The following is a 25,973-nucleotide window of genomic DNA, read 5'->3' on the forward strand; positions in this document are numbered from 1 at the left end:
CCACGCTGTTCAGGTAATGAGAGGGTCTGGCGGAATTATCGTCTTAGGGAGGAATCAGAATACAAATAGCAGTAGTAGGAGGTGGAGACTGCAGCCTTTGCGTCCGGGAGATGGCAGAGGAGCTTGGGAGGCTCCTGGCAGCGGAGGGGCACACCCTCATTTGCGGTGGCCTGGGTGGGGTTATGGAGGCAGCATGTAAGGGTGCAGCAGAGAGCGGGGGAACGGTGGTGGGAATTCTGCCCGGGGACAGGAAGGATGCCAATCCCTATGTGGGAATTAGCGTGGCCACAGGCATGAGCCATGCCAGGAATGCGATAATTGTGAGGAGCTCGGATGCAGTTATTGCTCTGCCCGGCGAGTATGGGACTCTATCCGAGATCGCCCTGGCCCTGAAGATGAATAAAGCCGTGATCAGCCTGGGAAGCTGGGATATTGCCGGGACGTTGAGGGCGAAGGACCCAAGAGAAGCTATTCGCCTGCTCAGCCGCCAATTGCGCCTGGGAATCGCATGAAAAGATGTTTATATGAAAAGATGGTTATATTTAGAGGATCATGGAATAGACTACATGGTAGCGATTTAGCAATGAATGAGCAGAAGCGAAGATGGGAGATGCAGAAATGAAAAATGATGTGCTTCATCCAGCATTAATATCGAATCGGGCATTAGTGGCATCAATAATATTTGTGGCAATAGCTTCATCTGCAATCTTCCTGTTATCAAGCGCAGTATCTGCAGTCAATGCCGATCCCAGGGACGATGCCTACCACTATATGAAAAATGGAATCGACGACCAGCTCTACAATGAATGGTGGTACTTCAATGGGCGGGATGGGGACACTCACTTCATGCTTACCTTCCTTTTGAGCGATCCGGACAACCTGACGGCATACCAGAGGATTCAGGTCCAGGTTATTTTGCTGCAGAATGGCCAAATTCCGATATTGGGATCTCATCAGAGCCGGGGATTTGGCGGGGATCGCAATTCTCCCATGTTCGATATCGACAAAAACGGCTTTTATTCTGATCAAGAGGGGAGGATCCATATTCGGGGAGAGGTCGAGGATGAGGCCACCAGCGAGCTTTTTCGGTGGGACCTGGTCTACGAGGCAGCCGCGGATCCCTGGTATGCTATTCCCACTCAGACAAAGACAGGCCAATCCGGTTGGATGAAGTGGCTGGTCTATATGCCATCAGCCAACGTGACCGGCAGCTTCACCATCGGCAACAGGACGGTGGATATTGACGGGACTGGCTATCATGACCACATATGGGGCAGATTTCCCCTGAATGATCCCCAGTTCACCTGGGCAGAGGCTTCCAACCCCGCTAAGAACTTCAGCCTGAGCTACAGAGAGATCTGGGAGAACAGAACAGAGGATAATCCCAAGGCATATCTGGGAATTCAGAAGGAGGGCGAGTCAATAGAGTTCTCAGGGGGGCAGGTGAAGGCGAAATACGCTGATTATTCAGAATACGCCATCGATAATGCCACTATGGTCCATCCTGCCCGATACAACATCTCAGCAGATAATGGGGATTGGAGCCTGGAACTTGCGGTTGGGGTATTTGAGAGCATTCCCACAGTGCTCGACTATCCCAGGCCGATGCCCGACCGTCTGGACCTCCAGCAACTAGCCCTCCTGCAAGGAACGCTGCGATCAAAATCAGGTGAGGAATACGTCTTTGAAGAGAGGGGCTTTTCTGGCTATTCAAGTCAGCTGGACCTTCTGAGGAACGACGGGGTGTAGGGGCAGGGAATTCCCGACTCTTTAGAGGTGGGATGAATCGTGCCCCGCCTTGATTCCGGGGAGCGGTCACCAGACTTCCTTTGATTGGCAAGCTCATTCTTGCTTTCTCTCGGCCCTGCCACCCCCGAGCCCGTGCACATGCACGCGCGCTCTTGCGGGAGTGGGTGCCAGGCATTGTGCGGGGCACTCGTTCGGGCACTTACCTATGCCGCCATAGTGAATCTAGATAAAGCGCAAAATCATTTGACATAACCTTTAATTATCATAATACGAATTTATTAATACGTGGTTGGAGGAAGCCGGGCAAAACTCGCTGACATCTTGGAAGCCATTCAGCTAGGCCATGTTAGAATAACCGATCACGCCTATGAAGAAGCCAATGCTGACGAGCTCAAGTTTGACGAGATCTACTTTTCGGCTCTGCATGGAGTTGTGATCGAAGAGTACGCAGACGATTCACCTTATCCAAGTGTTCTGATCTTCGGTCAAACCTTTGCCGGCGATCCGGTTCACAGCGTTTGGGCCTATAGCGAGTTGAACGGGTGGGCGGTCCTGATCACGGTCTACCGTCCAGATCCGAATCGATGGATCGACTGCAAAGTGAGGAAGAAATGAATAGCATACCGTTTGAAAAATGTCCTGTCTGTGGTGGGGATCTGATTGAAAAGCAGGTTGAAAAGGTACTGCGTGGGGGCGTCAATACCGCCGTATTAAAGGTCTGCGCGGAGGTCTGCCTGCGCTGTGGAGAACGGCTGTACTCTCAGGAGACTGTGAGAAAGTTTGAACAGATTAGGTCCAAGCTGGAGCGAAAAGAAACAGCGGAGTTCCAGGAGATCGGAGTCTCATATCAGGTAGCATGAGACCAAAGGATAGACCATAGGTCTCAGTAGCTGGCTAGGAATTTCGCCCGGCACTGCTCTAGGCGGGCTGGGCCGGCTGTGGCTGCCATGCGCTGCGCCCGTGCATGTGCGTGCCCTCGCAGGTGGGCGAATCGCGTCCGTGCGGGCAAGCGTTTGGGTGCTATGAAAGTGCAACGCTCTGAGGAATCCTGGTGGATTGGATGCGATTATTCCATATGCATTCAGTCTCAATGCGACAGGCACGGACTTAAGGAATGAATCAAGGCGCTTCCTCACTAGCCGGAGCCTGCCATAGCCACACCATTGAACGTGCTGAGAAGCGCCCAGCTATCTAGTCGGTATCAAACCATTCCTCTCTGCTTATTCCAGCTCTCTTCAAGATCTTTTGCAGGAGAGCAGTACTGATATCGCTTCCATGAGGATTCGGAATACGTACCTCTAAAAGGCCCCTTGACATATACTCGTGACCAGCACCAGGAAAAGGACCCACGAATCCCAATTTGCCCAACCGCCGGATGAGCTCTCTTCTTGGGACCGGCAAAAGCTTATTCGACAATGGACACCGGCTCCGCTGATGCATTGATCGAATGCCCGCCGATGGCGGGAATTGGATGACCAAATCTCAGCTTCAATGCAATCCAGCCCTCGATGACTTCTTGCAGCTCCCTGCGGCAGTCTTCCAGGGTTTTGCCGGTTGCCCATACGCCCTCCAGCTCGGGCACCTCGCCATAAAAGGGCTCAGGGTCATCGATGATCTCGTAGGTGGCCTGATCCATTGCTGCCTGGATGTACTCTGCGAACATCGCAATAATATCCACGGCAATCAGATAAAGCCTTTCGCATCTTTGCACTTGCTCATTTACCTGCCGCCCACGAGCCCGTGCACGTGCACGCAGGCTCTTGCGGGAGGGCGCCTGGCGTTGGCGAGGGGCAGTGTCCACTCGCTGGATTCTGGAGATAGGAATCGCATTCCTTTCTGGCACTTTTTGGGGGAAAATTTAAGAGGGAGCTAAATATAATGTAGATAGGTTTCAGGTGATCATATGGATGCTAAAGGTGCCGCGATGGCGGCCAAGAAGTATTTCCAGGATACTAAGTCGATAATAAAATTTATCTTTGAAACCATTTCTGTGAAGAGGGATGGAGATAACTGGGAAGTAATTTGTTTGGTCCAGGATCTATTCGAGGATGCAGGCAAGGAGTTCAAGGTTATCGTCGACAGCGAGGGAGCAATCCTTGATGTTGAAAGGCTCAGTCAAATTCCCTGCTAGAGTAGTTCTCGATACTGGGCCGTTTCTGTTATTTCTCGCCGGAAATCATGATCCTGAAATGATTCCAGGAATTAAGAGATTAAAATATGATGGTGGTCCCTGCAATGAGGTGCATTACGATATCTTAATGCAGTATTTGAATCACACAAAGGAGCGAATAATAACTCCAGGAATTCTCTCAGAGGCCTGGAACCTTATAGATAATGATATTAGCAATAAAAAAGATAAAAAGGAATTATTTGATTCAAATATTAGATACCTTGAACAAATTAATGAAATTTATGTAACCAAGAATGAAATAATATCAGATGAATATCTTGGCTCGAATGCCTGGAAATTCGGCTTCGCGGACTCATCTATAATTTTATGTGCAAGAAATAATAGCGCCTGCGTATTAACACAGGACTACCCATTATTCAATATTTGCAGGAATCTAGGAATAGAAGCAACTCATCTGAGTTCGATTCTCAGCCTGGCGGATTTGTGAAGCGAGGAGAGGCATCACACGATTGATCGCTGGTTTTCCCGGCCCTTACGCCTCTTTCTGCTGCGCCTATATCGGAACCTTCCTGAGAGAATCTTTAGGCAGAAGACGCTCATGCAATCGAGTCTGCGCGCTGGGGCTTGAATACGACCTCCTTCGCCGCCAGGGGCCGGGCTCGCAGCCGTCCAGCTAAGAATTCCTTCCTGATCCGGTCGATTTCTCTTGATACTTCCAGAGTGTATTCGATCTCGCCGCAAGTATCGCAGATAAGGACCGTGACATCCTTGATGACAATGATCTCATCCTCAATCCTGGCCATGAAATCATGCCTGCCCTCACGCATCTTGCCTATTTTGCAGCAGCAATCGTGGGCAACAGAGCTCATTTGCATCTCCTCTTTCCCATAAAGAAAAAGGGCAGACGAGATTCACTCAATATATATCGCCGGCCTCCCCGGCTCCGCTTGACGGCTCTTGCCCTTGGGATCTGCTCCCGGCTCCTCGGCCGAGTAGACCTCCACCAGCACTCCAAAGGCACCGGCCAGATACTCCTTCTCTCTTGTCAGGGTCTCGTACTCGTCAAGGCCCAGCGCTTCCGCAGAGAGCGAATGCGCCGCCTTGGCCAGCTTTTGGGCATACTTGGGAGCATCTTTCTTGTGCTCGGCTATCGCCGGATTGGCCATTGCCTCCTTCATCAACGCACCCATGTCCAGCTTTCCTCCCGCTGCAGCGGCCACGGCAAGGCGCAGCATCTCCTTCTTCCACCGGGGAGTGGTGTAAAGGGTGATCTTGGCGGGCTTGGTCCCTGTGACATTGACGATCTCCTGCACATCGTTCAGCGTCCTCTCCAGGAGATCTTCTGCCTTCTCCGCCTTCAGGTCGATCAGAGACTCATCCGCCACCGGCCACTCCGCCAAAGAGGCATATCCCTCTCCCAGTCCCGAGGCCCAGAGCTCCTCGCAGATATGAGGGATGAAGGGCGACATCATCCTCACCCAGGCCGACAGCACTGCACGGAGCTGGTTTTTCCCTCCCCGGCGCTGATACCAGCGCAGGTCTCCCATCAGGAGGTAAAACGCACTCTGCAGAGCCCTGCGGGTCTGAATCTCCTCCATGGCCTCCGTGGCCTGGACAATCCGCCTCTGCAGCCGGGAGAGCATCCAGCGGTCGATGAGCGTCTTTTCCGCACTCTCGTCTATGCTCCCATCGGCCATTATCTCCCGCGCCAGATTGTAGAACCGGTCCAGATGAGCATGGGTGGCCTCAACCCCATCATTTCTCCAGTCCACATCCGCCGTCCCCTCGGCATTGCCCAGAATGTAGAGCCTTGTCACATCCGCCCCGTTCTCCGCCACCGCCTGGCGTAGAGTCAGGAGCGGCCCCTTGGACTTGGACATCTTCTGCCCCTCCAGGGAGACAAAACCGTTTACGGCTATCGCCTTCGGCCAGAGCTGCTCCGGGAATATGGCCACATGATGGTAGAGGAAAAAGAGCAGATGGTTGGCCACCAGGTCCTTGCCCGATGTGCGCAGATCTACGGGATACCAGTAGGCGAAGTCGTCGTGAATCTGCTGCACCGTCTGCTCAGGGAGGCCGGTCAGGTTCGCTACAGCTGCGGCATCGCCGTTGTCCATGAAGATGTACTCGAAAAACTCCGGGGGCAAGCTGTCGATCTTCATCCCGGCATTCACATACTTGGCCAGGATATAGTAGGCCATGTAAATGGTCGAGTCTCCCAGGGACTCAATCAGCCACTCCTTATCCCAGGGGAGGTGAGTTCCCAGACCCTTCCGCCTGGCGCAGGCCTTGTCCTTCAGCCAGTCGATCTTGTTCTCGAACTCCACCCGGAACTCCGGTGGTATTATGTTCATCCTGGACAGGCACCATAAAACCCTGCCCTTCCACTCGGGATTGGAGTACTCCAGGAACCACTGGTCCCGCACCATCATGATAACGCACCTGGTGCCGCAGCGACAGATCACCGGGGTCTCGGAGAACTCATAGAAGATCTCGGCTATCCCTCGATCGATCAGATCCCTGAGCAGCAGGTCCTTGATCTTGCTCACCGCCACGCCCGCGTAGCGGCCGGTGTTGGGCTTGAGAACTCCGTTATGAAACTCGCGGCGGTAGACCATTTTGGTCGCTTCCTCCGCTTTGGGGTCATTCTGATCCCGGACCCCGAGCTCTTTCACTGCTTCCACTGCCGGGAACTCCCCGTAGCCAGGCGACTCTATCAGGGATATGAACTCGATTGCTCTCAGGTCCTCTTTGATGCCATACTGGCTCAGGTCTTCCTCGTACAGATCCTTCAGTGCCAGATAATCGTAAGGGGCATGGGCTGGAACGGACATCACAATCCCTGAGCCATTGTCTGGATCCACGAACCCTGCGGGCAGAACGAGCACCTCCGCCCCGGTGAGCGGATTGGTCACCCTCTTGCCGATAAGCTCAATTCCGGGTATCTCCGCTCCCCAGGCCACAGCTCGGTCGGTATAGGTCAGCTTCTCATAGGCCTCTTTCGAGACGATCCAGCTCTCGTCGTTGATCCTCGCCATGACATAAGTGACACTTGGGTTCAGCCAGAGGTTGGTCACCCCGAAGACGGTCTCCGGCCTCAGGGTGGCACAGGGCATAATCGCATCCCCCATCCTGAACTTGATCAGGGAGAAGTCCATAATGGTGGCATCCTCGCCCTTGAGGATGTCATGGTCCTCCACCGGATTCTTATCGTGCGGACACCAGCGCACCGGGTGGCTGCCCTTGACCACATAATCGAGATTTCGCAGTATGCCGAACTGCCATTCGATGAACTTGCTGTAAGCGGGATCAGTGGTGGTGAACTCTCGCCTCCAGTCTATGGAGTAGCCGATGGACTGCATTGCTGCTTTGGCCTGGCGTCGGAAGTAGAGCACTATCTTCTCCGGCGTATTCAGGCTGGCCAGCTCCTCCTCAGGAATGCCATGCAGCCGGGTGTAGACTCCCCAGATGAGAGGATCTTTGTTGGCTATGAGCTCGGACAGGCCCACGATGGGCGTTCCTGTGGCATGAAACCCCATAGGGAAGAGGACATTGTAGCCCCTCATCCTCTTGTAGCGGGCATATGCATCTCCTATGGTGAATGTGCGGGTGTGACCGGCATGCAGATTACCATTCAAATAAGGATAGGGTATGGTCAAGAGAAACTTCTGGCGCTCATCAGGCTCCGGCTCAAAGATCGCATTCTCCTCCCAGATCCTCTGCCACTTGGCCTCGACTTCTTTTGCGGAATAACTTTCAAGCAATATGGTTCCCTCCAGACTTTCTGTGGCTCGAATCCACCTAATCCTTCATCTTCTCCAGGCGCCTTGCTGCCTCTTCTACCCTCTTCGTCTCTCTGGTGATGGAAAAGCGCATGTAGCCCTCGCCGTACTTTCCAAATCCGAGACCAGGCGTGGCCACTATCCCTGTCCTCTCCAGCAGCTTTGCAGCATAATCGATGGAGCTTCCTTTTACCCAGGCCCAGAGGTATAGCGTCGCCCTGGGCTTCTCCAGTACTAGATCGATATCCTTGAGGGCCTTGTACAGGATCTCTATGCGCTGCTGGTAGACCTTGCGGATCTCATCCACCACTTCTTTTGGGCTGCTCAAGGCCACGATTCCTGCATCCTGCACGGCGCCAAAGGTTCCCGAATCGATGTTGCTCTTGACCTTGCCAATTCCCGCTACTACATCGGCATTGCCCACGACCGATCCTATCCTCCAGCCGGTCATGTTGTAGGTCTTGGAGAGGGAATGAAACTCCACGGCAACATCCTTTGCCCCATCTATCTCCAGAATGCTCAGGGATCTATTGCCATCGTAGTAGATCTCGGAGTAGGGATTGTCGTGCATTATGATGATATTATGATCCCGGGCGTAGTCGACCAATTCTCCAAAGAACTTCTCGCTAGCCGTAGCACCGATGGGGTTGTTTGGATAGTTGAGAAACATGATCTTCGCCCGTCGGGCGACATCTGCTGGGATGGCATCGAGGTCCGGTAAAAAGCCGTTCTCCCTCAAAAGCGGCATTATGGCAGGCTCTCCGCCAGCGAAGGCCGTGGCCGTTGCATAAACCGGGTAGGCAGGATCAGGGACAAGCGCCACGTCTCCCGGATTGATGAAGGCCAGCGGTGCATGAGCGATACCCTCCTTGGAGCCGATCAGAGTGAGCACCTCGTTCTTTGGATCCAGATCAATATCAAAGGTCTTTTTATACCAGTCTGCCACTGCATTCCGGAAGGCGAGTTTTCCCTCATAAGATGGGTACTGATGGTTCGATGAGTCATTCGCCGCCTGCTTTAAGGCCTGAACAATGTGATCGGGCGTCGGAAGATCCGGATCGCCAACGCTCAGATCGATTACGTCCACGCCTTTTGCCCTTGCCTCCTGTTTCGCCTTATCGATGCCGGCAAAAAGGTACGGCGGGAGATTCTTTATCCGATCGGCATACATTAGGTTCTCTCCATGGAAGATGCATTTATATGATGACGGTAATTCTTTTTTCGTTCCTGTCCAGGTTATTATCCCGCAGGTACTACTTTCACGTAGTATTTAAGATTAGAGGAGCCCGGGCAGATCCTTGAAGGTCATATAGAAGATCGGTCGAGATAGGACGTCTTGAAGTTATCGAGCCGAAAGGGAGATTGATGCTGGAGATTAGGGATTTGAGCCGCTGGCTGCCCCAGGAGGCCATCGAGCTTTACGAAGGGCAGGGGTATAACGAGCTTTATCCGCCACAGGCACAAGCCGTGGAACGAGGCCTTCTGGAAGGCAAAAACATGCTTCTTGCCCTGGCTACCGCTTCGGGCAAGACCTTCCTGGCGGAGCTGGCCATGCTCAAAGCCGCTTTGCAGTCGAAGCGATCCCTTTACATCGTCCCTCTGCGCGCCCTGGCAGCAGAGAAGTTCGATTCTTTTCAAAGATTCAAAGATCTGGGCGTGAGCGTAGGCATAAGCACAGGCGACTTCGATAAGAAGGACGAACGCCTGGGCAGAAATCAGATCATCATCGCCACCTCAGAGAAGGCGGACTCATTGATGAGAAACGGCGCCTCCTGGATTCGAGACCTGGCCGTTCTGGTGATCGATGAGATCCACCTCTTAAACGACGTTGGCCGGGGTCCTACCCTGGAGATGACCATCACCAAGCTGCGTCGCTCTAACTCTGGATTGCAGATCATCGGCCTTTCGGCGACGGTGGCCAACTCCCGAGAACTGGCAGACTGGCTGGATGCAGAGCTGGTGAGCAGCGATTGGAGGCCCATAGCTCTGAAGGAGGGGGTCATCTGCAAGGGCAGGCTGGTCTTCTCGGACGAAGAGAGGGCTCTTGAGGCGAAGAAGGATGAGAAGAAGGACGAGTCTATCGCCCTGGTCAGAGACACCCTCTCTCAGGACGCCCAGATTCTGATATTCGAGAACTCCCGCAAGAATGCCGAGGCTGCAGCCATCAAGCTCAGCAACCTGATTCCTCCAGATCCAAAGGCCGAGACCCTGTCGGAAAGCATCCTGGCCACAGGAGAGAGCGAGACCTGCCATCGCCTGGCCTCATGTGTCTCCAGAGGCATTGCATTTCATCATGCAGGCCTCCTGCCCGATCAGCGCAGGCTGGTTGAGCAGGGTTTCCGGGAGAACAGGATCAAGGTCATCGCCAGCACTCCGACCCTGGCTGCCGGCCTGAACCTGCCCGCGCGCAGGGTGCTGATCAAGAGCTACCGGAGGTATGAGTACGGCTCGGGAATGGTCCCCATACCGGTGATCGAGTACCGCCAGATGGCGGGCAGGGCGGGAAGGCCGGGGCTGGATCCTTATGGCGAATCCTTCCTCATGGCCAAGGACGACTCGGAGATGCGTAATCTGAAGGAGCATTATATCGACGGCTCGCCTGAGGAGATCTGGTCGAAACTGGCCAGCGAGAGCGCTCTGCGCACTCATATCCTCTCCACCATCACCGCCGGTTTTGCCCGGACGGAGGGCGAGCTGAAGGAGTTCATTGCCACCACATTTTATGCTTATCAGCAGGATCCCTGGCACCTGGATGCTGCTTTGGAGAAGGTTCTCGCCTTCCTCTCAGATAACGGAATGATCGTGGACAGTCCGGAGGGCGACCTTACGCCAACAAAGCTGGGCTCTCTGGTCTCCAAGCTGTATATCGACCCCTTGAGCGCGGTCATCATGTTGGAGAACCTGGCAGAGAAGGGGGGGCGGGAGGAGAAAAACGGCAAAGAAGCTACAGTGAGAAAGCCCACCGACCTCTCCCTCATCCATCTCATAACCATGACTCCGGATATGGCATTGCTTTACATCCAGTCGGCAGACGGCTGGGTGGAGGAGTTCATCGATCTCAATCAGAGCGAGCTGTTCAATGAGGAGAATTATGATTATCTCCTCCGCGAGGCCAAGACCTCCTCTATGCTGTTCGACTGGATCGGTGAGGTTAAAGAGGAGCTTATAAGCGACCGGTATCGCATCGGACCGGGTGACATCCGCCGGTCTGCGGAGACCGCGGAGTGGCTGATGCACTCTTTAGCAGAGCTGTCCAAGCACCTTGATCTGGGAATCACCTACAGGGCGGAGCAGCTATCGGTTCGCCTCCATTATGGCGCCGGCCAGGATCTCTTATCCTTGCTGGATCTGAAGGGAGTGGGACGGGTGAGGGCAAGAAAGCTCCATCAGTCCGGCATAACCAACCGGGAGAAGCTTAAGAGCACAGATCCGGTGGAGATCGCCAGGCTTCTTGGACCGAAGATCGCAGAGAAGGTCCTCCTTCAGCTGGCTCGTGAGGAGAGGATGGACGGGATGAGATCAGATGAAGCCATTGAAGGATATGGAAAAGACGGAGAGGAAGAGGTGAACGGGATTACGAAAAATCAAGCAGCAAGCGAAGCGCAGCCTCCAGGAGAACGGCCGCCTGCAAACAAGACAAAGGCAAGAAGGCCAAAGCAGGGGAGACTGCCTTGAATTGGCTGAGGAAGATCTTCTCGGGATCGGGATCGGAGGCGGGGGAGAGCCTGAGGCTGGAGGATGTAATTTCCTGGCTGGAGGATAAGGAGACCTCCGCTGGATGGGAGAAGAGCCTCTCCGAGATATATCGCCATCTTGAGGATCAAGCAAAAGAGCTTTCTCTAGACGTCTCCAGACTGGCCTCGGCCGAGCCGGACCCTTCCACTCCTCCAAAGCTCCTCAGGGCAGGGCTCGCCGCCCGGGGTGAGGTGGTCAAGCAAATGGAATCGCTGGAAGAGAAGATAGATCCTCCCAGGAAAATGGATCTTCAGTCCGCCAGCGAGCACCACTGGGCTTTGGTCAAGGGCCTGGAGAGAACGGTGACCACCTTTGGAAGGGCGCAGCGCTATGTAGCTGCCATCTTTCCCAAGAGCCTGGAGAGCATAAACTCCGATCTGGGCCAGATCAGCCGCACTTTGGTCGAGCTGGAAGAGATGATCGGCAAGAGAAGGAAGCTGTCTGAGGAGATCTGGTACTCAAAGGAGCTGGCAGAAGAGCTTGGAAAGGGCCTCGTGGCCATAGACTCCTTGAAGAAGAAGGTGGCCGGAGAGGAGGCGCTCATTGGCAGCACTGCTGCTCGGCTGAGGGATCATGAGGAGAGAATAAGGAATCTGGCGGCAAGCGAGCTGGGCAGAAGGACCGAAGAGCTGAAAAAGAGCCTGGAGGAGAAAAAAAGGGAGAAGATCCAGACAGAAGAGGAGCTGAGATCCCTTATCTCTCCCCTGACCAAGGCCCTGGGCAGGATCACCAAGCAAAGCTCGAGCGACAGGATCAGCCTCGAGCATGGCGAGGTTTTCCTGCAGCTGATGAACAATCCCGCCCATGTCTCGGATAATGAAATTGCTGGATCCCTGGAGGAGTTGCGCGCTCACCTGGCCACCCTGGGATTGAAGGATCGAAAGAAGGAGAAGGTCTTGGATCATATCGACCAGCTGATCGGGAAGAGGTCGCTGGAATTGGCCCGGTCCCGCCATTTCAGCCTGGCAGAGGAGATCAAATCCCTGGAGGTTCAGTTGAAGGAGAGCAGCAAAGAGGCGCTTCAATTGAAAGACGCCATCTCTCAGGATAAGAAAGCCCTGATAAAGCTCGATGCTGCGCTGGAGCAGAGCCGCAAGGACCTTTTGATGCTGGAGGAGAGGATGGGGTCAAAGCAGTCAGAGCTTGTGGAGAGGCTGACCAGGATCGCCGGCAAAGAGATGAGTCTTATTCTGCCAGAAAAAAGCGGGTGATGAGCTGTTGGTCAACTTTGGGGGCATAGTCCCTCTATCCACGGTGGACTGGCTGGGAAAGGCGGCATTGGTCGTATTCCTGCGCGGCTGTCCCCTCCGCTGCCCCCACTGCCACAATCATGCCCTTCAGACCGGCGAGAGCGAAATCGAATTTCATGCTCTGGCATCCCGGATAGTCTGCCGGACCAAAGGCCTGCATACTCCGGCTATAAAATTGAGAGCCAATCTCCGCCAGATCAGCCTGGAAGACGCATCCATTAGGGCAGCGTCCCGGCCATTTGTCGAAGCCTTCGTCCTCTCGGGAGGCGAGCCCCTGCAGCAGCTAAAGGCCTGTCATAGGCTGTTTGGCCTGGCTCGAAGCCTTGAGCTGGCCTGTGGGCTTGAGACCTCGGGATTCTACCCCGACAGGCTGAGGAGGCTGCTGGAGGCGGATGTGGTGGACAAAGTCTTCTTGGACCTGAAAACTGAGCTTGATGAGCCCGCCTATCAGATGGCCACGGGCATAAGGGGTGTAGCCGCCCGGGTCCGGGAGAGCCTGGAGATCTGCTATGAATTTGGCGTAGTATTCGACGCCAGGTGCACGATCTTTCCTGAACTGCCCTCCACAGGCCAGATAAAGGAGATCGCCAGGATTCTGGAAAAGCTTGGTGGAGAGTACCCTGATAGCCATCTGGAGCACTTTGTCCTCCAGCAGGGTCATCCCAGGGAGGGCGAGCCCTGGTTTGAGCCGGTATCACTGGAGGCGATGCAGGAGATGGTCCGGGTCGCGGGTGGGGGAATTCCGGTTCAGGTGCGAGCGCCGCCTGCGATCAAATGGGCGGGCGAGATTGCCAAGAGCACATGAATGGTGAAGAGATGAAGAGAGAATGAAGATCATCGGTTTTGTGGGCCTGCCGGGGTCAGGCAAGGGCGAGGCCTCGAAGATCGCTCGAGAGCTGGGTTTGAGCGTGGTGGTAATGGGGGATGTCATCCGCCAGGAGGCGGCCCGGCAGGGTTTGGAGCCGACCGACCAGAACCTGGGCCGGATAGGCAATGCCCTGCGGGAGAAAGAAGGGGCGGAGGCCATAGCCAGAAAGACGCTAAAGATGGCTCGAAAGACGGGAAGAGACCTGGTTGTGGTAGACGGTCTGCGCTCCGGAGCGGAGGCGGAGTTCTTTCGATCCCAGGCAGATGAGTTCTACTTAATTGAGGTCTGGGCAGCAGCAGATGCCCGGCTGGGGCGGCTGGAGAAGAGGGGGCGGCCGGACGATCCGAAGGTATGCGGAGAGGTGGGGGGCAATGCTTCTGCTGAAGGCCAGGCAAAAAGCAATTCTGCCACCGCTCTAGAGGAGAGGGAGTGCCGGGAGAAGGGCTGGGGATTAGCTCGGGCCATGGAGAGGGCGGATTACCGGATAGACAACTCGGGAAGCCTGGAGGATCTGCGCCGGAAGGTGGTGAAGCTCGTGGGGGAGATTGAAAAGGGCGTCAGCGGAGAGTCAATGGTGGGCTGATCAAACTCGACCGTTATGTCTGCATCACTGCTATCCTTTTCTTCTCCCCGAGCGAAAGAGCCGAACAGGCCTATTCTCTTAACGCCAAATCTCTTCTCAATTTCTTGCTCGTGCCCTCTCACGATATCAAAGATATTCATAATGGTGTCATTTAATCGTTTGCTGGCAAAGATTAAAAATCTGCCTAATGGGATGCTTCACATCATCATGCCCAGCTTTGTGAACTCTCCATCACCGCTAAATCATACTGGAGTTATGCATCGCCGAATCCGCAGAATGTACGCTATCGCTCTTTGATACCTGGCAGAGCCGCTCTACCCCGTTGATCTCCTGGATGAAACCCGCTACTGCCGGAGGCACCAGCCTCTCCCAGTCTCCTCTCTCCCGCATGAGAGCGCGGATGGCCGATCCGGAGTACACATCCCGCTGATACAGGGGGGGCTTTTTCACCTCAACCCCCGCCTCGGAGAAGAGCCGGATGACCAGGGGGTTGTTGGAGTAGACCAAGTCAAAGCAGGGCACCATGGACTGCAGATGTGAGACCCACAATGAGTTGCGGTTGATATCCTGCAGGGTGGTGACGATACACCTCTTCCGCAGCTCCCCTTTGCCCAGCGCGGCATAGATCATCTCCATCCTCTCCCCGCTGGTGAAGGGGTTCTCCGGGCCATGGCTCTCCTGGGCGCTTCCGATCACTATCACTATCTCATCAACCTCTCGTGCGATCTCCTCTAGAACTGCCTGATGGCCGAGGTGATAGGGCTGAAATCGCCCAATGTAAAGCCCGCGCATAGCCTTGACCTTCCTTTCTGGCCTATTTTCCGATGACTTTCTTTCCGATGAGCTTTATGGCGCTCTCTTTATTGGGGCCTATGGGCGAGCCGACCACAATCTGGGTGACTCCGGTCGATAAAAGCTCGTCTATCCTTGCCCTGCAGTCTGCAGGCGCTCCAGATATGGAGAAGGCCTCGGTCATCCTCGGGGTCACGCCATCCATCGCCCCCTTGAAGTCGAATCGGGAGATAGCGTCCGATATGGCCTTGGCCTCATACATTCCTATGCCGTGCCTCTCCAGCACATTCTCCGGCGATCCGGCGACGATGAAGGCCACCACTATCTTGGAGGCGTTCACCGCTTTGGCCGGGTCCTTGTCGGCGCTGAAGCTGGCATAAGCGCATACCTGGACGTCCTCAGGCTTGCGTCCTGCCTTTTCAGCTCCCGCGCGGATCATGGGCACAGCGAACTTGAAATCATCGGGATGGGAGGCATTGATCAGAACACCGTCGCTGATCGCCCCGGCCAGCTCCAGCATCTTGGGACCCTGAGCGCCGATATAAATCGGTATCTTCGAGGTGGTAAAGGACATTTGAGCCCCCTTGAACCCCGCCTGGCTGACCTGCTCTTTAGCCAGGAAGGCTCTGATCGCCAGGACAGTCTCCCTAACCCTGGAGAGGGGCTTGTCCCAGTCGATTCCCATCTTATCGAATGTGGCCTTGTCACCGGGACCTATGCCCAGGATCGCCCGCCCGCCGGAGAGCTCGTTTATGGAGGCGATGCTGGAGGCAGTGATGGCCGCATTCCTGGTGTAGGGGTTGGTGACGCCCGTTCCGAGCGAGATCTTATTGGTCAATAAAGAGAGTACTGCGAGGGTAGTCCAGACATCCCTATTATTGTAGTGATCTGTGATCCAGATATTTCCAAATCCAGCATCCTCTGCCAGCTTCGCCATATAGCCGATCTTCAGTACCGATTCATCGGGAACGAACTCTATTCCAAACAACTCAAATCTCCTCCAGCTCGATGCGATCTTGAGCCTTCAGGCAAAAAGCCTCGCTGGCATTTCCCTGGTTGATCGCAATTTCTGCAAAGCCATGGCTCCCCAGGGTTATAAGTGGTTCGATCCTCCGCCCTTCGGCATAGGTTCTCGCCCTCTTCAGCCTGACTCCCTTGAGCATCATATCCTGGGCGGGAAGCCTCTGCAAGTTCAGGATGAGGTTGCCGAAACGGTCGACATAAATGATTGTGGCCTCAAGGCCGTGAGCAGTCTTTTTTGCTTCGCCAAAATCAAGGTCCACAGGCCGGACCCTGGGACCGAGGCTTGCCGGTGGCTGGCCAGCGGCGATGAGGGCCGCAGCGGGGGCGAACACATCCCTGCCGTGAAAGGTGCTGGAGGCCCCAGGATGGGGGGTGATCTCATAGGCCACCGGCCTTCCCAGGGAGCGAGCGGCGGGAATGAGAAGGCCGTTGTCAGGTCCTGCGAACATCTGGCCGCCGCTCTCCACCACCAGGCTCCGCCTGGCTGTCCCCACCCCAGGATCGACCACTGCAATATGAATGGTTCCAGGGGGAAAGAACCTGACCGTAGAGAGAAGAGCAAACGCCCCCGCCCTCACATCCTGTGCGGGGATGTCATGGGCAATATCCACGAAGGTTATCTTGCCAGCGATATTTCCTGATTTGCCCTGCAGCCGGGAGAGGATCACCCCCTTCATCTGAGCGGGATAAAAGGAGCCAAAGTCGGAAAGAAGGGTTATGATCAAGATCTATCTCCTCTTTCTCGCTCCTTTCTTCTCTTCATCCTGGCTTTCAGGCATTCAGCGTTGTTTCTGCTTTCACGGGCTTTATCGCTTCCACTATATTGATCCCCCTTCTTTCCAGCTCCCGCATGAGATCGCTATAGGCTTCATCCTTGAAGGCCTCCTCCGGAGCAACAATTCCCTTCTTCTTGATCCCGCCCTGGGCCAGAAGCCTGGCGGCAATTGCTGCGGAGGAGCTGGTCACCCTGGCCATGGCAGATATGCCGTTTTTGCTGTCTGCGCCCGTCCACATGAAGTATTCGGCCTGCTCATCCCTTCCCCAGGCAGTGTTCCACATGACGCAGACGTCCTCGTCACCGGGCAGGGGTCTGAGCTTCGGCTCTATCAAATTCAAGAAGAAGTCCCGGGGGGAGACGGACTGACTAGCATAATTTATAGGAGCAATATCCAAGAGGCCGCACTCTTTCAGGGTGTCAATGGCCTGCCAGTGGCCCGGCCAGCGAACCGTCTTCTCAGAGAAGCTCTCCAGATGGTTGTGGGTGTACAGGAAGCTGGGCATCCCTGGGGTGATGGCACACTCCAGCTGCTCATCGATTCCGCATTCCTGGAACCGGAAGCTCTCCCGTCCTGAGGTTGCCGCCACCTCTACCACCTGGCCGTTCTCCAGCACCCTGACCCTGACCATGTACTCGCGCAGAACATGATCAAAGGACCAGGTGATCATATACTGCAATGGGTGGCGGGCCGCTGCCTCTCGGCAGGGAATCCCGCCCACCCGGGCCACCGCCCTTTTGGCTCCCACCTTTCTGATTCCCTCGCCCAGGGTGACATTGGAGAGTCCAGGGGCAAATCCCATGCCATCCAGAAGGGCAACACCGCTATCAATAGCCTTTTTGTGCAACGACTCGCCATAATCGTCCAGGGTCATGCCCGTTGGTGCTGCCAAACCCTCCTTCTCATAGGGATCCGGTCGGCGGTGATACTCCTCCAGGATGTCCACAGCATCCAGGCCTGCGCCTATCGCCGTCTCCACCGCTCTATAGCTACTCCTTCTCTCGGGAAGGGCGATGATCCCAATATCATACTCTTGCATCAGCCTTCTGGATTCCCTGGGATCGGAGATATCGATGAGGTGGGGTACAACTCGGTCGCTACCTATCCAATCAAGGGTCTTTTGCAGTGATCTCTCTCTTCGGCCAGCGATTCCCACCACATCGGCTCCGCCGTACCTGGCCAGATCCCAGGCCACCGCCGAGCCGATTCTTCCCGTGCCTCCCAGGACGAGCGCCTTCAACTCTCCTCCTCTCTGTTACCTATCAGAATTAGATTAGCCGTCATTTGGATCTTCTCCCGGGATGGATCATCCTTCCAGCAGCTGGACATCTGCTTTTCTGGATACCTTCAGTTCATCTTTGCCCTGATAACTATTTATGGTTCCGGTGATCCTCACCCGCGTATCCTTCTGAAGCTGAGCTGATAGCTCCTTTGCCCCAGAGCTGGCGGGAATGAAAACGGGCATTGCTGTCGAATCCAGGTTTAAGATCAAATTGCCGCCGCTCCTGGTATTCTCTGCTCTGGTGATCCGGCCGTCCAGAGTGATGAGAGAGGAGCGGGAATTCTCCCCGGATCCCAACTCCCCAGAGGCAGGGATATAGCTCTCCTCAGGGCTGAAGGCCCAGAAGGCGGCTGCCAGTGAGCCTAGTGCCATGAAAAGCAATACCACTACTATCTTCTCCTCCTTTTGCATCCTCATAATCATCATCTTCAGGCATAGCCAAGGCTAGCAGAATCCTAAGAAAAATTATGTTAAAAATAAGTTAATTTATTTTTTCTCTTCAGGCTTGGACCCAAAGCGCTCCTGCCAGCCCTTCTCCAGATGCTCCAGGCAGATGTCGCATACTCCCTTATAGGCTCCCTCAGGATAGGTCAGGTTATGCACCGGAGCCTTGATGGGATAAAGTGTTGGACGAGCACGGGTACATAGATCGCAATCAGCCATATTAGATTCATCTCCTACGCATGGGTGTAGGTTTTTCTCATTGTTGAACTTTTCTGTTGAAAGCGCCATTAATACTGCACCAATCCTCCCTCTGCCTTGACCTTTAAAACCGCCCTCTCGAACACAAACAGGCTCAGTGGAAGCAGCACGATCGAGAACAGGACCAGGCTGAGCAACTCCGGAGCCAGCTCGCCGATGGAGTACCCCTGCAAGAGAGCATGCCTCATGCCATTGACCGAGTAGGTGATGGGCAGGATGTGAGAGATGCTCTGCAGCCAGGACGGGAATACCTCGATGGGAAAGAGGACCCCTCCAAAGAGCTCAGAGGTGCCCATCAGAAGCATGTTAATCGGGTCTCCCCGTTTGAAGACCATTATGAAGCTGGCCGAGAGTATTCCTATGCTGCTGAAGCATATTATAGTGAGGACCAGGATCAATAGCGCGCCTCCAACATTGGCCTGGGTCATATCCACTCCTAAGAGTATGCCTATGACCAGATAGAGCAGCACCCGGAAGGAGGCGAAGATGAAGTTCCACAGGGATGACAGGGCGATGATGCTCGATGTGCTGGTGGGGGTCACCAGCATGGCCTCTAAAGTTCCCATCATCTGCTCATCTCGCACGCTCTCGGAAAAGCTCCGGAGCGAGATCATCAGATATCCGGAAAAGGCCATGCCTATGAGGACGAAGGAGAAATAATCCCCTCCATAGGGCTCCAGGTACTTGGCTGCCCCATCTCCTATCAGCTTGGCGATGAAGTAGTAGGTCAGTATATTGAAGAGCATGAAAAACAGCCTTAAGAAGAAGTCGAACTTGTAGCTCAACTGCAACATATAGCCCTTCTTGATGAACCAGAATGCCTTCTCGAAGATCATATTCCCCTCCTTCTGCCTATTCCCCGCCCTCTGCTCTTCTGCCGGGGGATGTTTACTGGAAATGGCGTCGACTGCTCATCTAGCGATGCCTTGCCGGTATAATGGCTGAAGACATCGCCCAGAGTGCAATCCTGGGAAAGACCGGCCTTCAGCTCCGCTGGGCTCCCGTTGGCCTTGATCTTCCCCTCATCCAGTATGGCCACTCTATCGCAGAGCTCCTCCGCTTCATCCAGCTGATGAGTGGAGATGAATATGGTCTTGCCCTTCTCTGCCACGATTTTCTCCTTGATGAATTTCCGCAGGTTCCTTGCCGCTCCCGGGTCCAGGCTTCTGGTCGGCTCGTCCATAAAGAGGACTGCAGGATCGTTTAAAAGCCCCCGGGCGATGGCCATCTGCTGCTTCATGCCCGCAGAGTAGCTATAGAAGGGCTCATCTGCCCGGTGTTTGAGCCGGACCACATCCAAAAGCTCCTCTGTTCTTGACCTGACGACGCTCTGAGGAAGATTGTAGAGAGTGGCAAAAAACTGCAGGTTCTCTCTGCCCGATAGCCTCCAGTAGAAGCTCCTCTCATCGGTGGTCACAAAGCCCAGGGACTCCCTTGCCTGCTGACCCTCTTTCACCACATCATAGCCATTTACATATGCCTCTCCCTCTGACGGAAGAATAAGGGTGCACAGTATCTTGATCAGAGTGGACTTGCCCGCTCCGTTTGGACCGAGAAGGCCATAGACCTCCCCCTCTTGAACTTTGATGTTGACTTTATCCAGCGTGGTCAGAATATCTCTATTTCCGGATCTTCTTATGGCATCCAGGAATCCTCTATACAGCACAAAACTCTTGGTTAAATCCCGTGTCTCGATTGAATACATCCATTATCTCTCATCTGTTTATCGATCGGTATGGAACCGCATAAATTATCTAATTTTTTTCGTTATATTTAAGATTGATTCTAAGATTGCCCTGATGAAGGCAGTGCTGGGGATTGCAGGCATATTCATTCGCTGGAATTCCATGGACTATGCGGACAGCCCGGAGAGCTTGGTCTCCACTATAAAGGAGTTCAAGGTCGACCAGGCAATGCTATCTCAGATGCAGAACGCCGGCATGTATCTGCTCAAGATTGCAGGAGTAATGTGAGTGGGGCATAGATAACTGAAGGCTCTTCGCTGAATTATGTGGGTGAGTCCAGGCAGAGAATATGGCCTCTGTTCCTCTGTGTCTCTGTGGTTGGGTCAGAGCATAGCGGTTCACCACATAGGCGAAAAGATACAGAGAATTTCCGATGCAAGTTCACCCATAACAACAGCGAGGAGCCTAACTGAATAACATTGTTACTATTATTCACTCATAGATTTTAATTCATACTACTAATGGAAAGGTTCTTAAAACAACCTGCGAGATTCTACTGCCAAGGTGAAATTCAAATGCTTATCGGATCATCAACCAGGGATTCCATCTCCATGAGATGCCTCCCAATGATTGGATTTGTTGCAGCTGGATTGCTGCTATTATTGCTTTGCACCGCCCAGGCAGACGATGGCGGTGATGGCCAGGTGCTGACCATTGCCGACTATATCGGCGACTGGGGCTACCCCTCGCCCTACGGCCATTACTCGCGCGGCCCAGGATATGTGAGGATGAGCCTGATCTTCGACACATTGGTCTGGAAGGACGAAAAGGGCATCATCCCCGCTCTGGCCGAGAGCTGGGAGATGGAGGGAGATGATGCTTATACATTCAAGCTGCGAGAGGATGTCCTCTGGCATGATGGCGAGAGGTTCGCCGCCGACGATGTGGTCTTTACCATCGATTACATTAAAGAGCATCCCTACATATGGGTCTCCTCCGACATCATAAAAACGGCAGAGGCGGTCGACGACTATACAGTCAGAATCAGCCTCAACCAGCCTTATGCTCCTTTCCTGGAACTGGTTGCCGGAAGCCTTCCCATTCTCCCGGAGCACATATATGAGGGCGTAGACGATCCCGCAGAGTTTCGGGAGGATTCCGCTCTTGTGGGCACCGGCCCATTCCAGCTTTTGGACTATGACCAGTCCCAGGGAAGCTATCTCTATCAGGCCTTTGACGACTACTACCTCGGCAGCCCCAAAGTGAAACAGCTTAAGTTCGTCAAGGTAAACCTGGAGATGTCTGCGGCCGCTTTGGAGAAAGGGGATGTGAACGCAGCAAACGTGCCTCCTGAGGTGGCAGAGGACCTGAAAGACGAGGGCTTCACCGTGATGCTCTCCTCCCATGACTCTATCACCAAGATCATGGTCAATCACAAGAAGGAGCCTCTATCTGATTCCCGTTTCAGGCAGGCACTTTACTATGCCATCGATCGCCAGGCCCTGGTGGACAATGCCGCTCGCGGCTACGGAGTCCTGGCCAGCCCCGGCCTTTTCGCTGTGGATAACCACTGGTACAATTCCGATGTAGAGCCATACGACTACGACCCGGCAAAGACAGAGGAGCTGATGGAGGAGCTGGGCTACTCCAAGGTGGACGGCTACTTCTCTGTGGATGGGAGTCCGGTCAAACTGGAGATGCTGGTAACCTCAATCAATGAGCGGGCAGGAGAGCTGATACGCCAGCAGATTGAGGATGCAGGCTTCATGATAAGCCTTCGCACAGTGGATTCCAAGACCCTTGACAGCATGGTTACTGAATGGAAGTTCGATCTGGCTCTAAACAGCCACGGCGGCATGGGTGCAGATCCCGAGATCCTGAAGAGGATGACCGGCGATGGATACACCTTCAACAGCGCCCGCTACACAGAGAACTCGGAGCTCAATGAGCTGCTGGACGGAGAGGTGGCTGAGATAGACGAGCAGAAACGGGAGGATCTGATCGATCGTATTCAGGTGATCCATGCACAGGAGCTGCCGGTTCTTCCCCTATATTACGCTGACACCTACTGGGCGCACGACGGCAGGGTGGAAATGTATTACACCCGGCAGGGAATTGCCAATGGCGTTCCTCTGGCACTGAATAAGCAGATATTTGTCAGCTGAAGGATGTGAATAGAGATGAAATTTGTGATTTGCGGCAAAGGCGGAAGCGGAAAGAGCACCGTCTCCGCTCTTATCGCCCGGGAGATGGCTTCGAGAGGAGAGAAAGTGCTGGTGGTGGACACCGACGAGTCCAATTTCGGCCTCTACAAGCAGCTGGGCCTGCCCCAGCCCAGGGACTTCATGGACTCCCTGGGCGGCAAGAAGGGGCTGGGGGAGCGGTTGATGAAATTTATGAGGTCGGAGGGAAAAGAAAAGCTCTCCATTCTTCAGGAGTTCTCGATAGATGATATACCCCAGGAGCTGATTGTGGGCGAGGATGGCATAAAGCTGGTTGCCATCGGCAAGATCCACGACTACGGCGAAGGCTGTGCCTGTCCCATGGGCGCCCTGGCCCGAGAGTTCATCGAGAAACTGAAAGCGGATGGAATGCAGGTCATCGTGGATACGGATGCGGGAATCGAGCACTTCGGCCGGGGGGTGGAAGCGGGCAGCGACCGGATAGTGGTGGTCATAGACCCCAGCTTCGAGTCGGTGCAGCTATCAGAGAAGATATCGGAGATGGGGGCGAAGATCAATAAGCCGGTCTGCTTCATCCTCAACCGGATGAATGAGGATGCTGCGGAGCTTTCGTCCCTGGTTGACGGGAAGAAGGTCATAGGCAGCGTGCCTTTTGATCGCGATGTCTTCCAGGCATGTCTGAAGGGCAGCCTGGTGCCCCAGCTGGCGGAGATGAAAGAGATCGTGGACCGGCTGCTGGCGGAGTGATCAAGGTATGATTCTGAAGCCGAATCAGAGGTCGCAGATCATGCCTCTGCCGGTAGTGCTCTTATCTACGATCTCTCAAGATGGAGTGCGAAATGCGGCACCCTGGTCCTGTGTGACCCCGGTCCTCCGGCCACTGGATGAGGTGCTGATCGCCTCCTGGCTAAAAAGAGACACATTGGAAAACATCCGCCAGACGGGGGAGTTTGTGATCAATGTGCCAAGAGCTGGGATGGAGGATGCAGTCATGACCTGTGCTAAGAGCTTCCCCCCAGAGGTCGACGAACTCAAGGAAGCGGGTCTAGTGGCCAGACCCTCAGTCAAGGTCAAGCCACCAGGAATCGAGGGCTGCCTGGCCTGGGCTGAATGCACTGTGGAAGAGGAGATAGCCCGAGAGAAGTATGTGCTAATCGTTGGCCGGGTGGTGCACCTGGAGGCTGACGACAGGTTCTTCTCTCCTGAGAATGGAATGGACTTTGAGAAGGCCATGCCTCTATGCATAATGGGCTCGAACAAGGGAATGCAGTTCGTCCGTCCCACGGCAACAGGAGAAAAGGGCGGATACGCTCATCATCCCTGAGCATCATGTCCTCAAATCTCCCTAAATCTTTTTACGATCACCTCTGCACAGAGCTACAATTGGGGGCGTGGCTCTCGGTGCAATGCTTGCCCCCGGACGCCCCCCTCTTCTGCCATTTCGGCGCTGAAAAATTGTTATAAGCAAAATTTATATTTATTCATATTAAGTATGAATTTTTTCCGCAAAAGTTATAAACTATTCAGATTAACATCTCCACGTCTGCGACTATTCACAGATTGCAAGCACAGTACCGAAGATGAGGCGATAAAGTGAAAATGGAGAAATTTGCAGTAACGGTTCTGCTCCTTTTGGCCCTGGTGCCTGGTATGGCTCTGGCCGAAGGGGTGGACATGTATCAGCTCGGCACGAATGCAACAAACTATGCCATGACCGAACTGGGGTTTGAGATGGGAGATGTGAACGTCCTGGCCCTTACCAACGCCGGATATCCGGTAATCGACGGCCAGACGACCGATATGTGCCTTGATGCCGTGGTGGAAGTCTCCGGCTGCACTCCTGGAAAGGAGAACCTGGTCAACATCTTGAGCGCACCCTGGAAGCCCCTCTGGTTCGGCTTCTTCAACAAGAACACCGGAGAGGCGGTATACATGAAGATGAACGCTGACGCCTCCGGCTTCGAGATCCAGGATAAGGATAAGATCGATGCAGAGACCGTCCTCGCCAACGTCGAGACCTGGGAGCCGGGCAACTTCAGCCACATGCTGCCCATCGCCAATGTCTGGACCCACGAGAAAACCCCATATGTCTTCATGAAGGCCGTCCAGCTCCACGACCACCTCTGCCCTGGAGTCTCCAGCGGCTTCTTGCTCGCGAGGTACATGGAAAAAGAGCTCCCCATCGATGACCCTGCCAACCAGAGCTACAAGGTAATAGCCTGTCCCAACTGGTGCAAAGATGACTACTTCCAGATCGCTTGGGACTGCACTCCTGGAAAGAGCGGCATCTTCGTCAAATGCCTTACCGAAGATGAGACAAGCGCTCTGACGGAGAAGTATAACGGCACCAGAGTCGCAGGCATATTCATCCGTTGGGACGCTTCGTCCAAATCTGGTGACGGCCTGGTCCTCGGGTTCGACTTCAACAAGGCCGGAAACATGAGCAACATAGATACCTGGCCAAGCTGGGCCTACAGGCTGAAGGAGGACTTTGTCCTGATGGACGCCGCCGACTCTCCGGAAGAGTTCGTCTCCACCATCAAGGAGTTCCACCTGGAAAGCACGGAGGAGCTACAGGCCCTCCAGGGCGCGGGCGTGCACCCCCTGAAGGTGCTGGGAGTAGAGACCTGAAACCGATTCGAGGATGGATAAGTTGACCATCCCCCCTATTTTTTATGAAAGCCTCCGCGGGTATCCAACGGCTGAAAAGAGCAAAGCTGCCAGGAGGATCAGAAAGGGGAAGACGGAAAGGGTGGCGGTGAGCCCGAACTGGTCGGCAATGGCACTCGATACCGAGACACCAAGGCCGCCAGCGCCCATAGCGATACCCATGAAGAGGCCCGAGATCAGGCCAATCTTGCTCGGCATAAGCTCATGAGCCATGGCAATCGTCACCGAGAACGAGGCCCAGAGGAAAAACCCGAAGCAGAGTATCGCGAAAATCTGAAGCGCATCATTCGTCAGAAGAATCGCGGCAAAAGCCGGGATGGAACACAGAGTTGTCGCGATAACTACCGGTTTCCGGCCCACCCGATCGGAGAAGTAGCCTCCGGCAAGCTGCCCGACAACCCCAGCTAAGAGCATGGAGCTGATGAAGAAGGTTGCCTCAAGCAGAGGGTACCCGTTCAGGACAAGGTAGGTGGGGAGGAAGGTCATCGTCCCGACGGTGACCCAGGAGCGGAGCGTAGAGCCGGTGAAGAGAAGGATCACCGGCTTCCAGTTCTCCTCGCCGTCGGACTCTGCCTGTCGTGCCGCCACCGGGCAGGTGTCTGGGATCGGACGAATAAGGAGGAGAAGTGCGCCGATCACAGCAGGTATCAAAAGCCAGGTTATAGCAGAAAGGCCTCCAGCCGTGATCACTATGCCGGCAAGGATCGGTCCGAGAGCATGACCGAGGTTTCCGCCCACGATAAAGAAAGAGGTGAGACGGCC

At 54.5% G+C, this 25,973-nt stretch carries 30 protein-coding genes; 15 read left to right on the forward strand and 15 right to left on the reverse strand.

The window, feature by feature from the left end; genetic code table 11:
• Nucleotides 1–65 precede the first annotated feature (65 nt).
• The 4 genes from BP727_RS04235 (at nt 66) to BP727_RS04250 (ending at nt 2,609) form a co-directional block, all read left to right on the forward strand.
• Nucleotides 66–512, forward strand: coding sequence for a TIGR00725 family protein (locus tag BP727_RS04235; protein WP_276620066.1), 447 nt, complete (start codon nt 66–68; stop codon nt 510–512).
• A 154-nt stretch (nt 513–666) separates the two neighbouring features.
• A complete protein-coding gene (locus BP727_RS04240; RefSeq protein WP_286857558.1) occupies nt 667–1,749 on the forward strand; it encodes a hypothetical protein in 1,083 nt (360 codons plus the stop codon).
• Between the two features lie 285 nt (nt 1,750–2,034).
• Nucleotides 2,035–2,364, forward strand: a complete 330-nt coding sequence (locus tag BP727_RS04245; RefSeq protein ID WP_013719912.1) for a DUF4258 domain-containing protein — start codon at nt 2,035–2,037, stop codon at nt 2,362–2,364.
• Nucleotides 2,361–2,609: a YgiT-type zinc finger protein gene (locus tag BP727_RS04250; RefSeq protein WP_013719911.1), complete on the forward strand. Its 249-nt coding sequence runs from the start codon at nt 2,361–2,363 to the stop codon at nt 2,607–2,609. Before BP727_RS04245 ends, BP727_RS04250 begins: the two co-directional genes overlap by 4 nt.
• Nucleotides 2,610–2,940: 331 nt before the next feature.
• Here the strand turns inward: BP727_RS04250 and BP727_RS04255 are convergent, their stop codons facing one another.
• On the reverse strand, nt 2,941–3,189 hold the full coding sequence (locus BP727_RS04255; RefSeq protein ID WP_083804714.1) for a type II toxin-antitoxin system HicA family toxin: 249 nt from the start codon (nt 3,187–3,189) through the stop codon (nt 2,941–2,943).
• Nucleotides 3,155–3,412 carry a type II toxin-antitoxin system HicB family antitoxin gene (locus tag BP727_RS04260; protein WP_048132338.1) on the reverse strand — a complete coding sequence of 86 codons (258 nt, stop codon included), beginning with the start codon at nt 3,410–3,412 and terminating at the stop codon, nt 3,155–3,157. The genes BP727_RS04255 and BP727_RS04260 overlap by 35 nt, the downstream gene beginning before the upstream one ends.
• Before the next feature lie 240 nt (nt 3,413–3,652).
• Here BP727_RS04260 and BP727_RS04265 point away from each other — a divergent pair, with 240 nt between their 5' ends.
• Nucleotides 3,653–3,880 (forward strand): hypothetical protein, encoded by a 228-nt coding sequence (locus tag BP727_RS04265; protein WP_013719908.1) that lies wholly within the window; start codon nt 3,653–3,655, stop codon nt 3,878–3,880.
• Nucleotides 3,849–4,367: a hypothetical protein gene (locus tag BP727_RS04270; protein ID WP_157863781.1), complete on the forward strand. Its 519-nt coding sequence runs from the start codon at nt 3,849–3,851 to the stop codon at nt 4,365–4,367. Before BP727_RS04265 ends, BP727_RS04270 begins: the two co-directional genes overlap by 32 nt.
• A 109-nt stretch (nt 4,368–4,476) precedes the next feature.
• Here the strand turns inward: BP727_RS04270 and BP727_RS04275 are convergent, their stop codons facing one another.
• From BP727_RS04275 to BP727_RS04285, 3 genes are read right to left on the reverse strand one after another with little or no spacing between them, the layout of a single operon-like run.
• Nucleotides 4,477–4,749 carry a type II toxin-antitoxin system MqsA family antitoxin gene (locus BP727_RS04275; protein WP_013719906.1) on the reverse strand — a complete coding sequence of 91 codons (273 nt, stop codon included), beginning with the start codon at nt 4,747–4,749 and terminating at the stop codon, nt 4,477–4,479.
• Between the two features lie 42 nt (nt 4,750–4,791).
• Nucleotides 4,792–7,644 (reverse strand): leucine--tRNA ligase, encoded by a 2,853-nt coding sequence (leuS, locus tag BP727_RS04280; RefSeq protein WP_286857563.1) that lies wholly within the window; start codon nt 7,642–7,644, stop codon nt 4,792–4,794.
• A gap of 37 nt (nt 7,645–7,681) precedes the next feature.
• Nucleotides 7,682–8,833 (reverse strand): LL-diaminopimelate aminotransferase, encoded by a 1,152-nt coding sequence (locus BP727_RS04285; protein WP_273271451.1) that lies wholly within the window; start codon nt 8,831–8,833, stop codon nt 7,682–7,684.
• 194 nt (nt 8,834–9,027) lie between these two features.
• Here BP727_RS04285 and BP727_RS04290 point away from each other — a divergent pair, with 194 nt between their 5' ends.
• Genes BP727_RS04290 through BP727_RS04305 form a run of 4 tightly spaced genes read left to right on the forward strand, consistent with a single transcriptional unit; the run spans nt 9,028 to nt 14,098 of the window.
• On the forward strand, nt 9,028–11,337 hold the full coding sequence (locus tag BP727_RS04290) for an ATP-dependent DNA helicase (RefSeq protein ID WP_273271452.1): 2,310 nt from the start codon (nt 9,028–9,030) through the stop codon (nt 11,335–11,337).
• Nucleotides 11,334–12,608: a hypothetical protein gene (locus BP727_RS04295; protein WP_273278358.1), complete on the forward strand. Its 1,275-nt coding sequence runs from the start codon at nt 11,334–11,336 to the stop codon at nt 12,606–12,608. Before BP727_RS04290 ends, BP727_RS04295 begins: the two co-directional genes overlap by 4 nt.
• A 7-nt stretch (nt 12,609–12,615) precedes the next feature.
• Nucleotides 12,616–13,452, forward strand: coding sequence for a radical SAM protein (locus tag BP727_RS04300; protein WP_273278357.1), 837 nt, complete (start codon nt 12,616–12,618; stop codon nt 13,450–13,452).
• 22 nt (nt 13,453–13,474) lie between these two features.
• Entirely contained in the window at nt 13,475–14,098 is a 624-nt protein-coding gene (locus BP727_RS04305; protein ID WP_273278356.1) for an AAA family ATPase, read from the forward strand.
• Here the strand turns inward: BP727_RS04305 and BP727_RS13570 are convergent.
• The 9 genes from BP727_RS13570 to BP727_RS04345 all read right to left on the reverse strand — a co-directional run bounded on the left by BP727_RS13570 (nt 13,993) and on the right by BP727_RS04345 (nt 20,378).
• On the reverse strand, nt 13,993–14,238 hold the full coding sequence (locus BP727_RS13570; RefSeq protein ID WP_342674274.1) for a nucleotidyltransferase family protein: 246 nt from the start codon (nt 14,236–14,238) through the stop codon (nt 13,993–13,995). The two genes, BP727_RS04305 and BP727_RS13570, sit on opposite strands and share 106 nt — an antisense overlap.
• A 97-nt stretch (nt 14,239–14,335) precedes the next feature.
• Complete coding sequence (locus BP727_RS04310; protein WP_013719887.1) at nt 14,336–14,890, reverse strand: nicotinamide-nucleotide adenylyltransferase; 555 nt, start codon at nt 14,888–14,890, stop codon at nt 14,336–14,338.
• Between the two features lie 22 nt (nt 14,891–14,912).
• Nucleotides 14,913–15,878 carry a 5,10-methylenetetrahydromethanopterin reductase gene (mer, locus tag BP727_RS04315; protein WP_273278355.1) on the reverse strand — a complete coding sequence of 322 codons (966 nt, stop codon included), beginning with the start codon at nt 15,876–15,878 and terminating at the stop codon, nt 14,913–14,915.
• Nucleotide 15,879: 1 nt separating this feature from the next.
• Nucleotides 15,880–16,638: an SAM hydrolase/SAM-dependent halogenase family protein gene (locus BP727_RS04320; RefSeq protein WP_013719885.1), complete on the reverse strand. Its 759-nt coding sequence runs from the start codon at nt 16,636–16,638 to the stop codon at nt 15,880–15,882.
• Between the two features lie 46 nt (nt 16,639–16,684).
• Complete coding sequence (locus tag BP727_RS04325; RefSeq protein ID WP_273278354.1) at nt 16,685–17,929, reverse strand: saccharopine dehydrogenase family protein; 1,245 nt, start codon at nt 17,927–17,929, stop codon at nt 16,685–16,687.
• 66 nt (nt 17,930–17,995) lie between these two features.
• Nucleotides 17,996–18,388, reverse strand: a complete 393-nt coding sequence (locus tag BP727_RS04330; RefSeq protein WP_273278353.1) for an OB-fold nucleic acid binding domain-containing protein — start codon at nt 18,386–18,388, stop codon at nt 17,996–17,998.
• 69 nt (nt 18,389–18,457) lie between these two features.
• Nucleotides 18,458–18,634 carry a F420H2 dehydrogenase subunit FpoO gene (fpoO, locus tag BP727_RS04335; protein WP_013719883.1) on the reverse strand — a complete coding sequence of 59 codons (177 nt, stop codon included), beginning with the start codon at nt 18,632–18,634 and terminating at the stop codon, nt 18,458–18,460.
• Nucleotides 18,635–18,702: 68 nt separating this feature from the next.
• A complete protein-coding gene (locus BP727_RS04340) occupies nt 18,703–19,509 on the reverse strand; it encodes an ABC transporter permease (protein WP_013719882.1) in 807 nt (268 codons plus the stop codon).
• Nucleotides 19,506–20,378: an ABC transporter ATP-binding protein gene (locus BP727_RS04345; RefSeq protein ID WP_286857567.1), complete on the reverse strand. Its 873-nt coding sequence runs from the start codon at nt 20,376–20,378 to the stop codon at nt 19,506–19,508. Before BP727_RS04345 ends, BP727_RS04340 begins: the two co-directional genes overlap by 4 nt.
• Before the next feature lie 94 nt (nt 20,379–20,472).
• Between BP727_RS04345 and BP727_RS04350 the strand changes: the two genes are divergently transcribed.
• The 5 genes from BP727_RS04350 (at nt 20,473) to BP727_RS04370 (ending at nt 25,172) form a co-directional block, all read left to right on the forward strand.
• Nucleotides 20,473–20,646 (forward strand): hypothetical protein, encoded by a 174-nt coding sequence (locus BP727_RS04350; protein ID WP_157863779.1) that lies wholly within the window; start codon nt 20,473–20,475, stop codon nt 20,644–20,646.
• 338 nt (nt 20,647–20,984) lie between these two features.
• Nucleotides 20,985–22,523: an ABC transporter substrate-binding protein gene (locus BP727_RS04355; protein WP_273278351.1), complete on the forward strand. Its 1,539-nt coding sequence runs from the start codon at nt 20,985–20,987 to the stop codon at nt 22,521–22,523.
• 15 nt (nt 22,524–22,538) lie between these two features.
• The gene (locus BP727_RS04360; protein ID WP_273278350.1) at nt 22,539–23,288 is read left to right on the forward strand and encodes a P-loop NTPase; all 750 of its coding nucleotides are present in this window, start codon (nt 22,539–22,541) and stop codon (nt 23,286–23,288) included.
• 7 nt (nt 23,289–23,295) lie between these two features.
• On the forward strand, nt 23,296–23,865 hold the full coding sequence (locus tag BP727_RS04365) for a flavin reductase family protein (RefSeq protein ID WP_013719878.1): 570 nt from the start codon (nt 23,296–23,298) through the stop codon (nt 23,863–23,865).
• A gap of 275 nt (nt 23,866–24,140) precedes the next feature.
• Complete coding sequence (locus tag BP727_RS04370; RefSeq protein WP_273278349.1) at nt 24,141–25,172, forward strand: FmdE family protein; 1,032 nt, start codon at nt 24,141–24,143, stop codon at nt 25,170–25,172.
• Nucleotides 25,173–25,214: 42 nt separating this feature from the next.
• Here BP727_RS04370 and BP727_RS04375 read toward each other — a convergent pair.
• A partial coding sequence (locus BP727_RS04375; RefSeq protein WP_286857571.1) for an MFS transporter occupies nt 25,215–25,973 on the reverse strand: 759 nt, incomplete at its 5' end.

Source organism: Methanosaeta sp. UBA356, from assembly GCF_002496465.1.
In the GTDB taxonomy this organism is placed as follows: Archaea; Halobacteriota; Methanosarcinia; order Methanotrichales; family Methanotrichaceae; genus Methanothrix; species Methanothrix soehngenii.

Coding starts and splice junctions, on each gene's coding strand:
- BP727_RS04250 (WP_013719911.1), top strand. CDS start 2,361: ATGAATAGCATACCGTTTGAAAAATGTCCTGTCTGTGGTGGGGATCTG.
- BP727_RS04255 (WP_083804714.1), bottom strand. CDS start 3,189: ATGCATCAGCGGAGCCGGTGTCCATTGTCGAATAAGCTTTTGCCGGTC.
- BP727_RS04260 (WP_048132338.1), bottom strand. CDS start 3,412: ATGTTCGCAGAGTACATCCAGGCAGCAATGGATCAGGCCACCTACGAG.
- BP727_RS04265 (WP_013719908.1), top strand. CDS start 3,653: ATGGATGCTAAAGGTGCCGCGATGGCGGCCAAGAAGTATTTCCAGGAT.
- BP727_RS04270 (WP_157863781.1), top strand. CDS start 3,849: ATGTTGAAAGGCTCAGTCAAATTCCCTGCTAGAGTAGTTCTCGATACT.
- BP727_RS04275 (WP_013719906.1), bottom strand. CDS start 4,749: ATGAGCTCTGTTGCCCACGATTGCTGCTGCAAAATAGGCAAGATGCGT.
- BP727_RS04285 (WP_273271451.1), bottom strand. CDS start 8,833: ATGTATGCCGATCGGATAAAGAATCTCCCGCCGTACCTTTTTGCCGGC.
- BP727_RS04290 (WP_273271452.1), top strand. CDS start 9,028: ATGCTGGAGATTAGGGATTTGAGCCGCTGGCTGCCCCAGGAGGCCATC.
- BP727_RS04305 (WP_273278356.1), top strand. CDS start 13,475: ATGAAGATCATCGGTTTTGTGGGCCTGCCGGGGTCAGGCAAGGGCGAG.
- BP727_RS13570 (WP_342674274.1), bottom strand. CDS start 14,238: ATGAATATCTTTGATATCGTGAGAGGGCACGAGCAAGAAATTGAGAAG.
- BP727_RS04310 (WP_013719887.1), bottom strand. CDS start 14,890: ATGCGCGGGCTTTACATTGGGCGATTTCAGCCCTATCACCTCGGCCAT.
- BP727_RS04330 (WP_273278353.1), bottom strand. CDS start 18,388: ATGAGGATGCAAAAGGAGGAGAAGATAGTAGTGGTATTGCTTTTCATG.
- fpoO (WP_013719883.1), bottom strand. CDS start 18,634: ATGGCTGATTGCGATCTATGTACCCGTGCTCGTCCAACACTTTATCCC.
- BP727_RS04340 (WP_013719882.1), bottom strand. CDS start 19,509: ATGATCTTCGAGAAGGCATTCTGGTTCATCAAGAAGGGCTATATGTTG.
- BP727_RS04345 (WP_286857567.1), bottom strand. CDS start 20,378: ATGTATTCAATCGAGACACGGGATTTAACCAAGAGTTTTGTGCTGTAT.
- BP727_RS04350 (WP_157863779.1), top strand. CDS start 20,473: ATGAAGGCAGTGCTGGGGATTGCAGGCATATTCATTCGCTGGAATTCC.
- BP727_RS04355 (WP_273278351.1), top strand. CDS start 20,985: ATGATTGGATTTGTTGCAGCTGGATTGCTGCTATTATTGCTTTGCACC.
- BP727_RS04360 (WP_273278350.1), top strand. CDS start 22,539: ATGAAATTTGTGATTTGCGGCAAAGGCGGAAGCGGAAAGAGCACCGTC.
- BP727_RS04365 (WP_013719878.1), top strand. CDS start 23,296: ATGATTCTGAAGCCGAATCAGAGGTCGCAGATCATGCCTCTGCCGGTA.
- BP727_RS04370 (WP_273278349.1), top strand. CDS start 24,141: ATGGAGAAATTTGCAGTAACGGTTCTGCTCCTTTTGGCCCTGGTGCCT.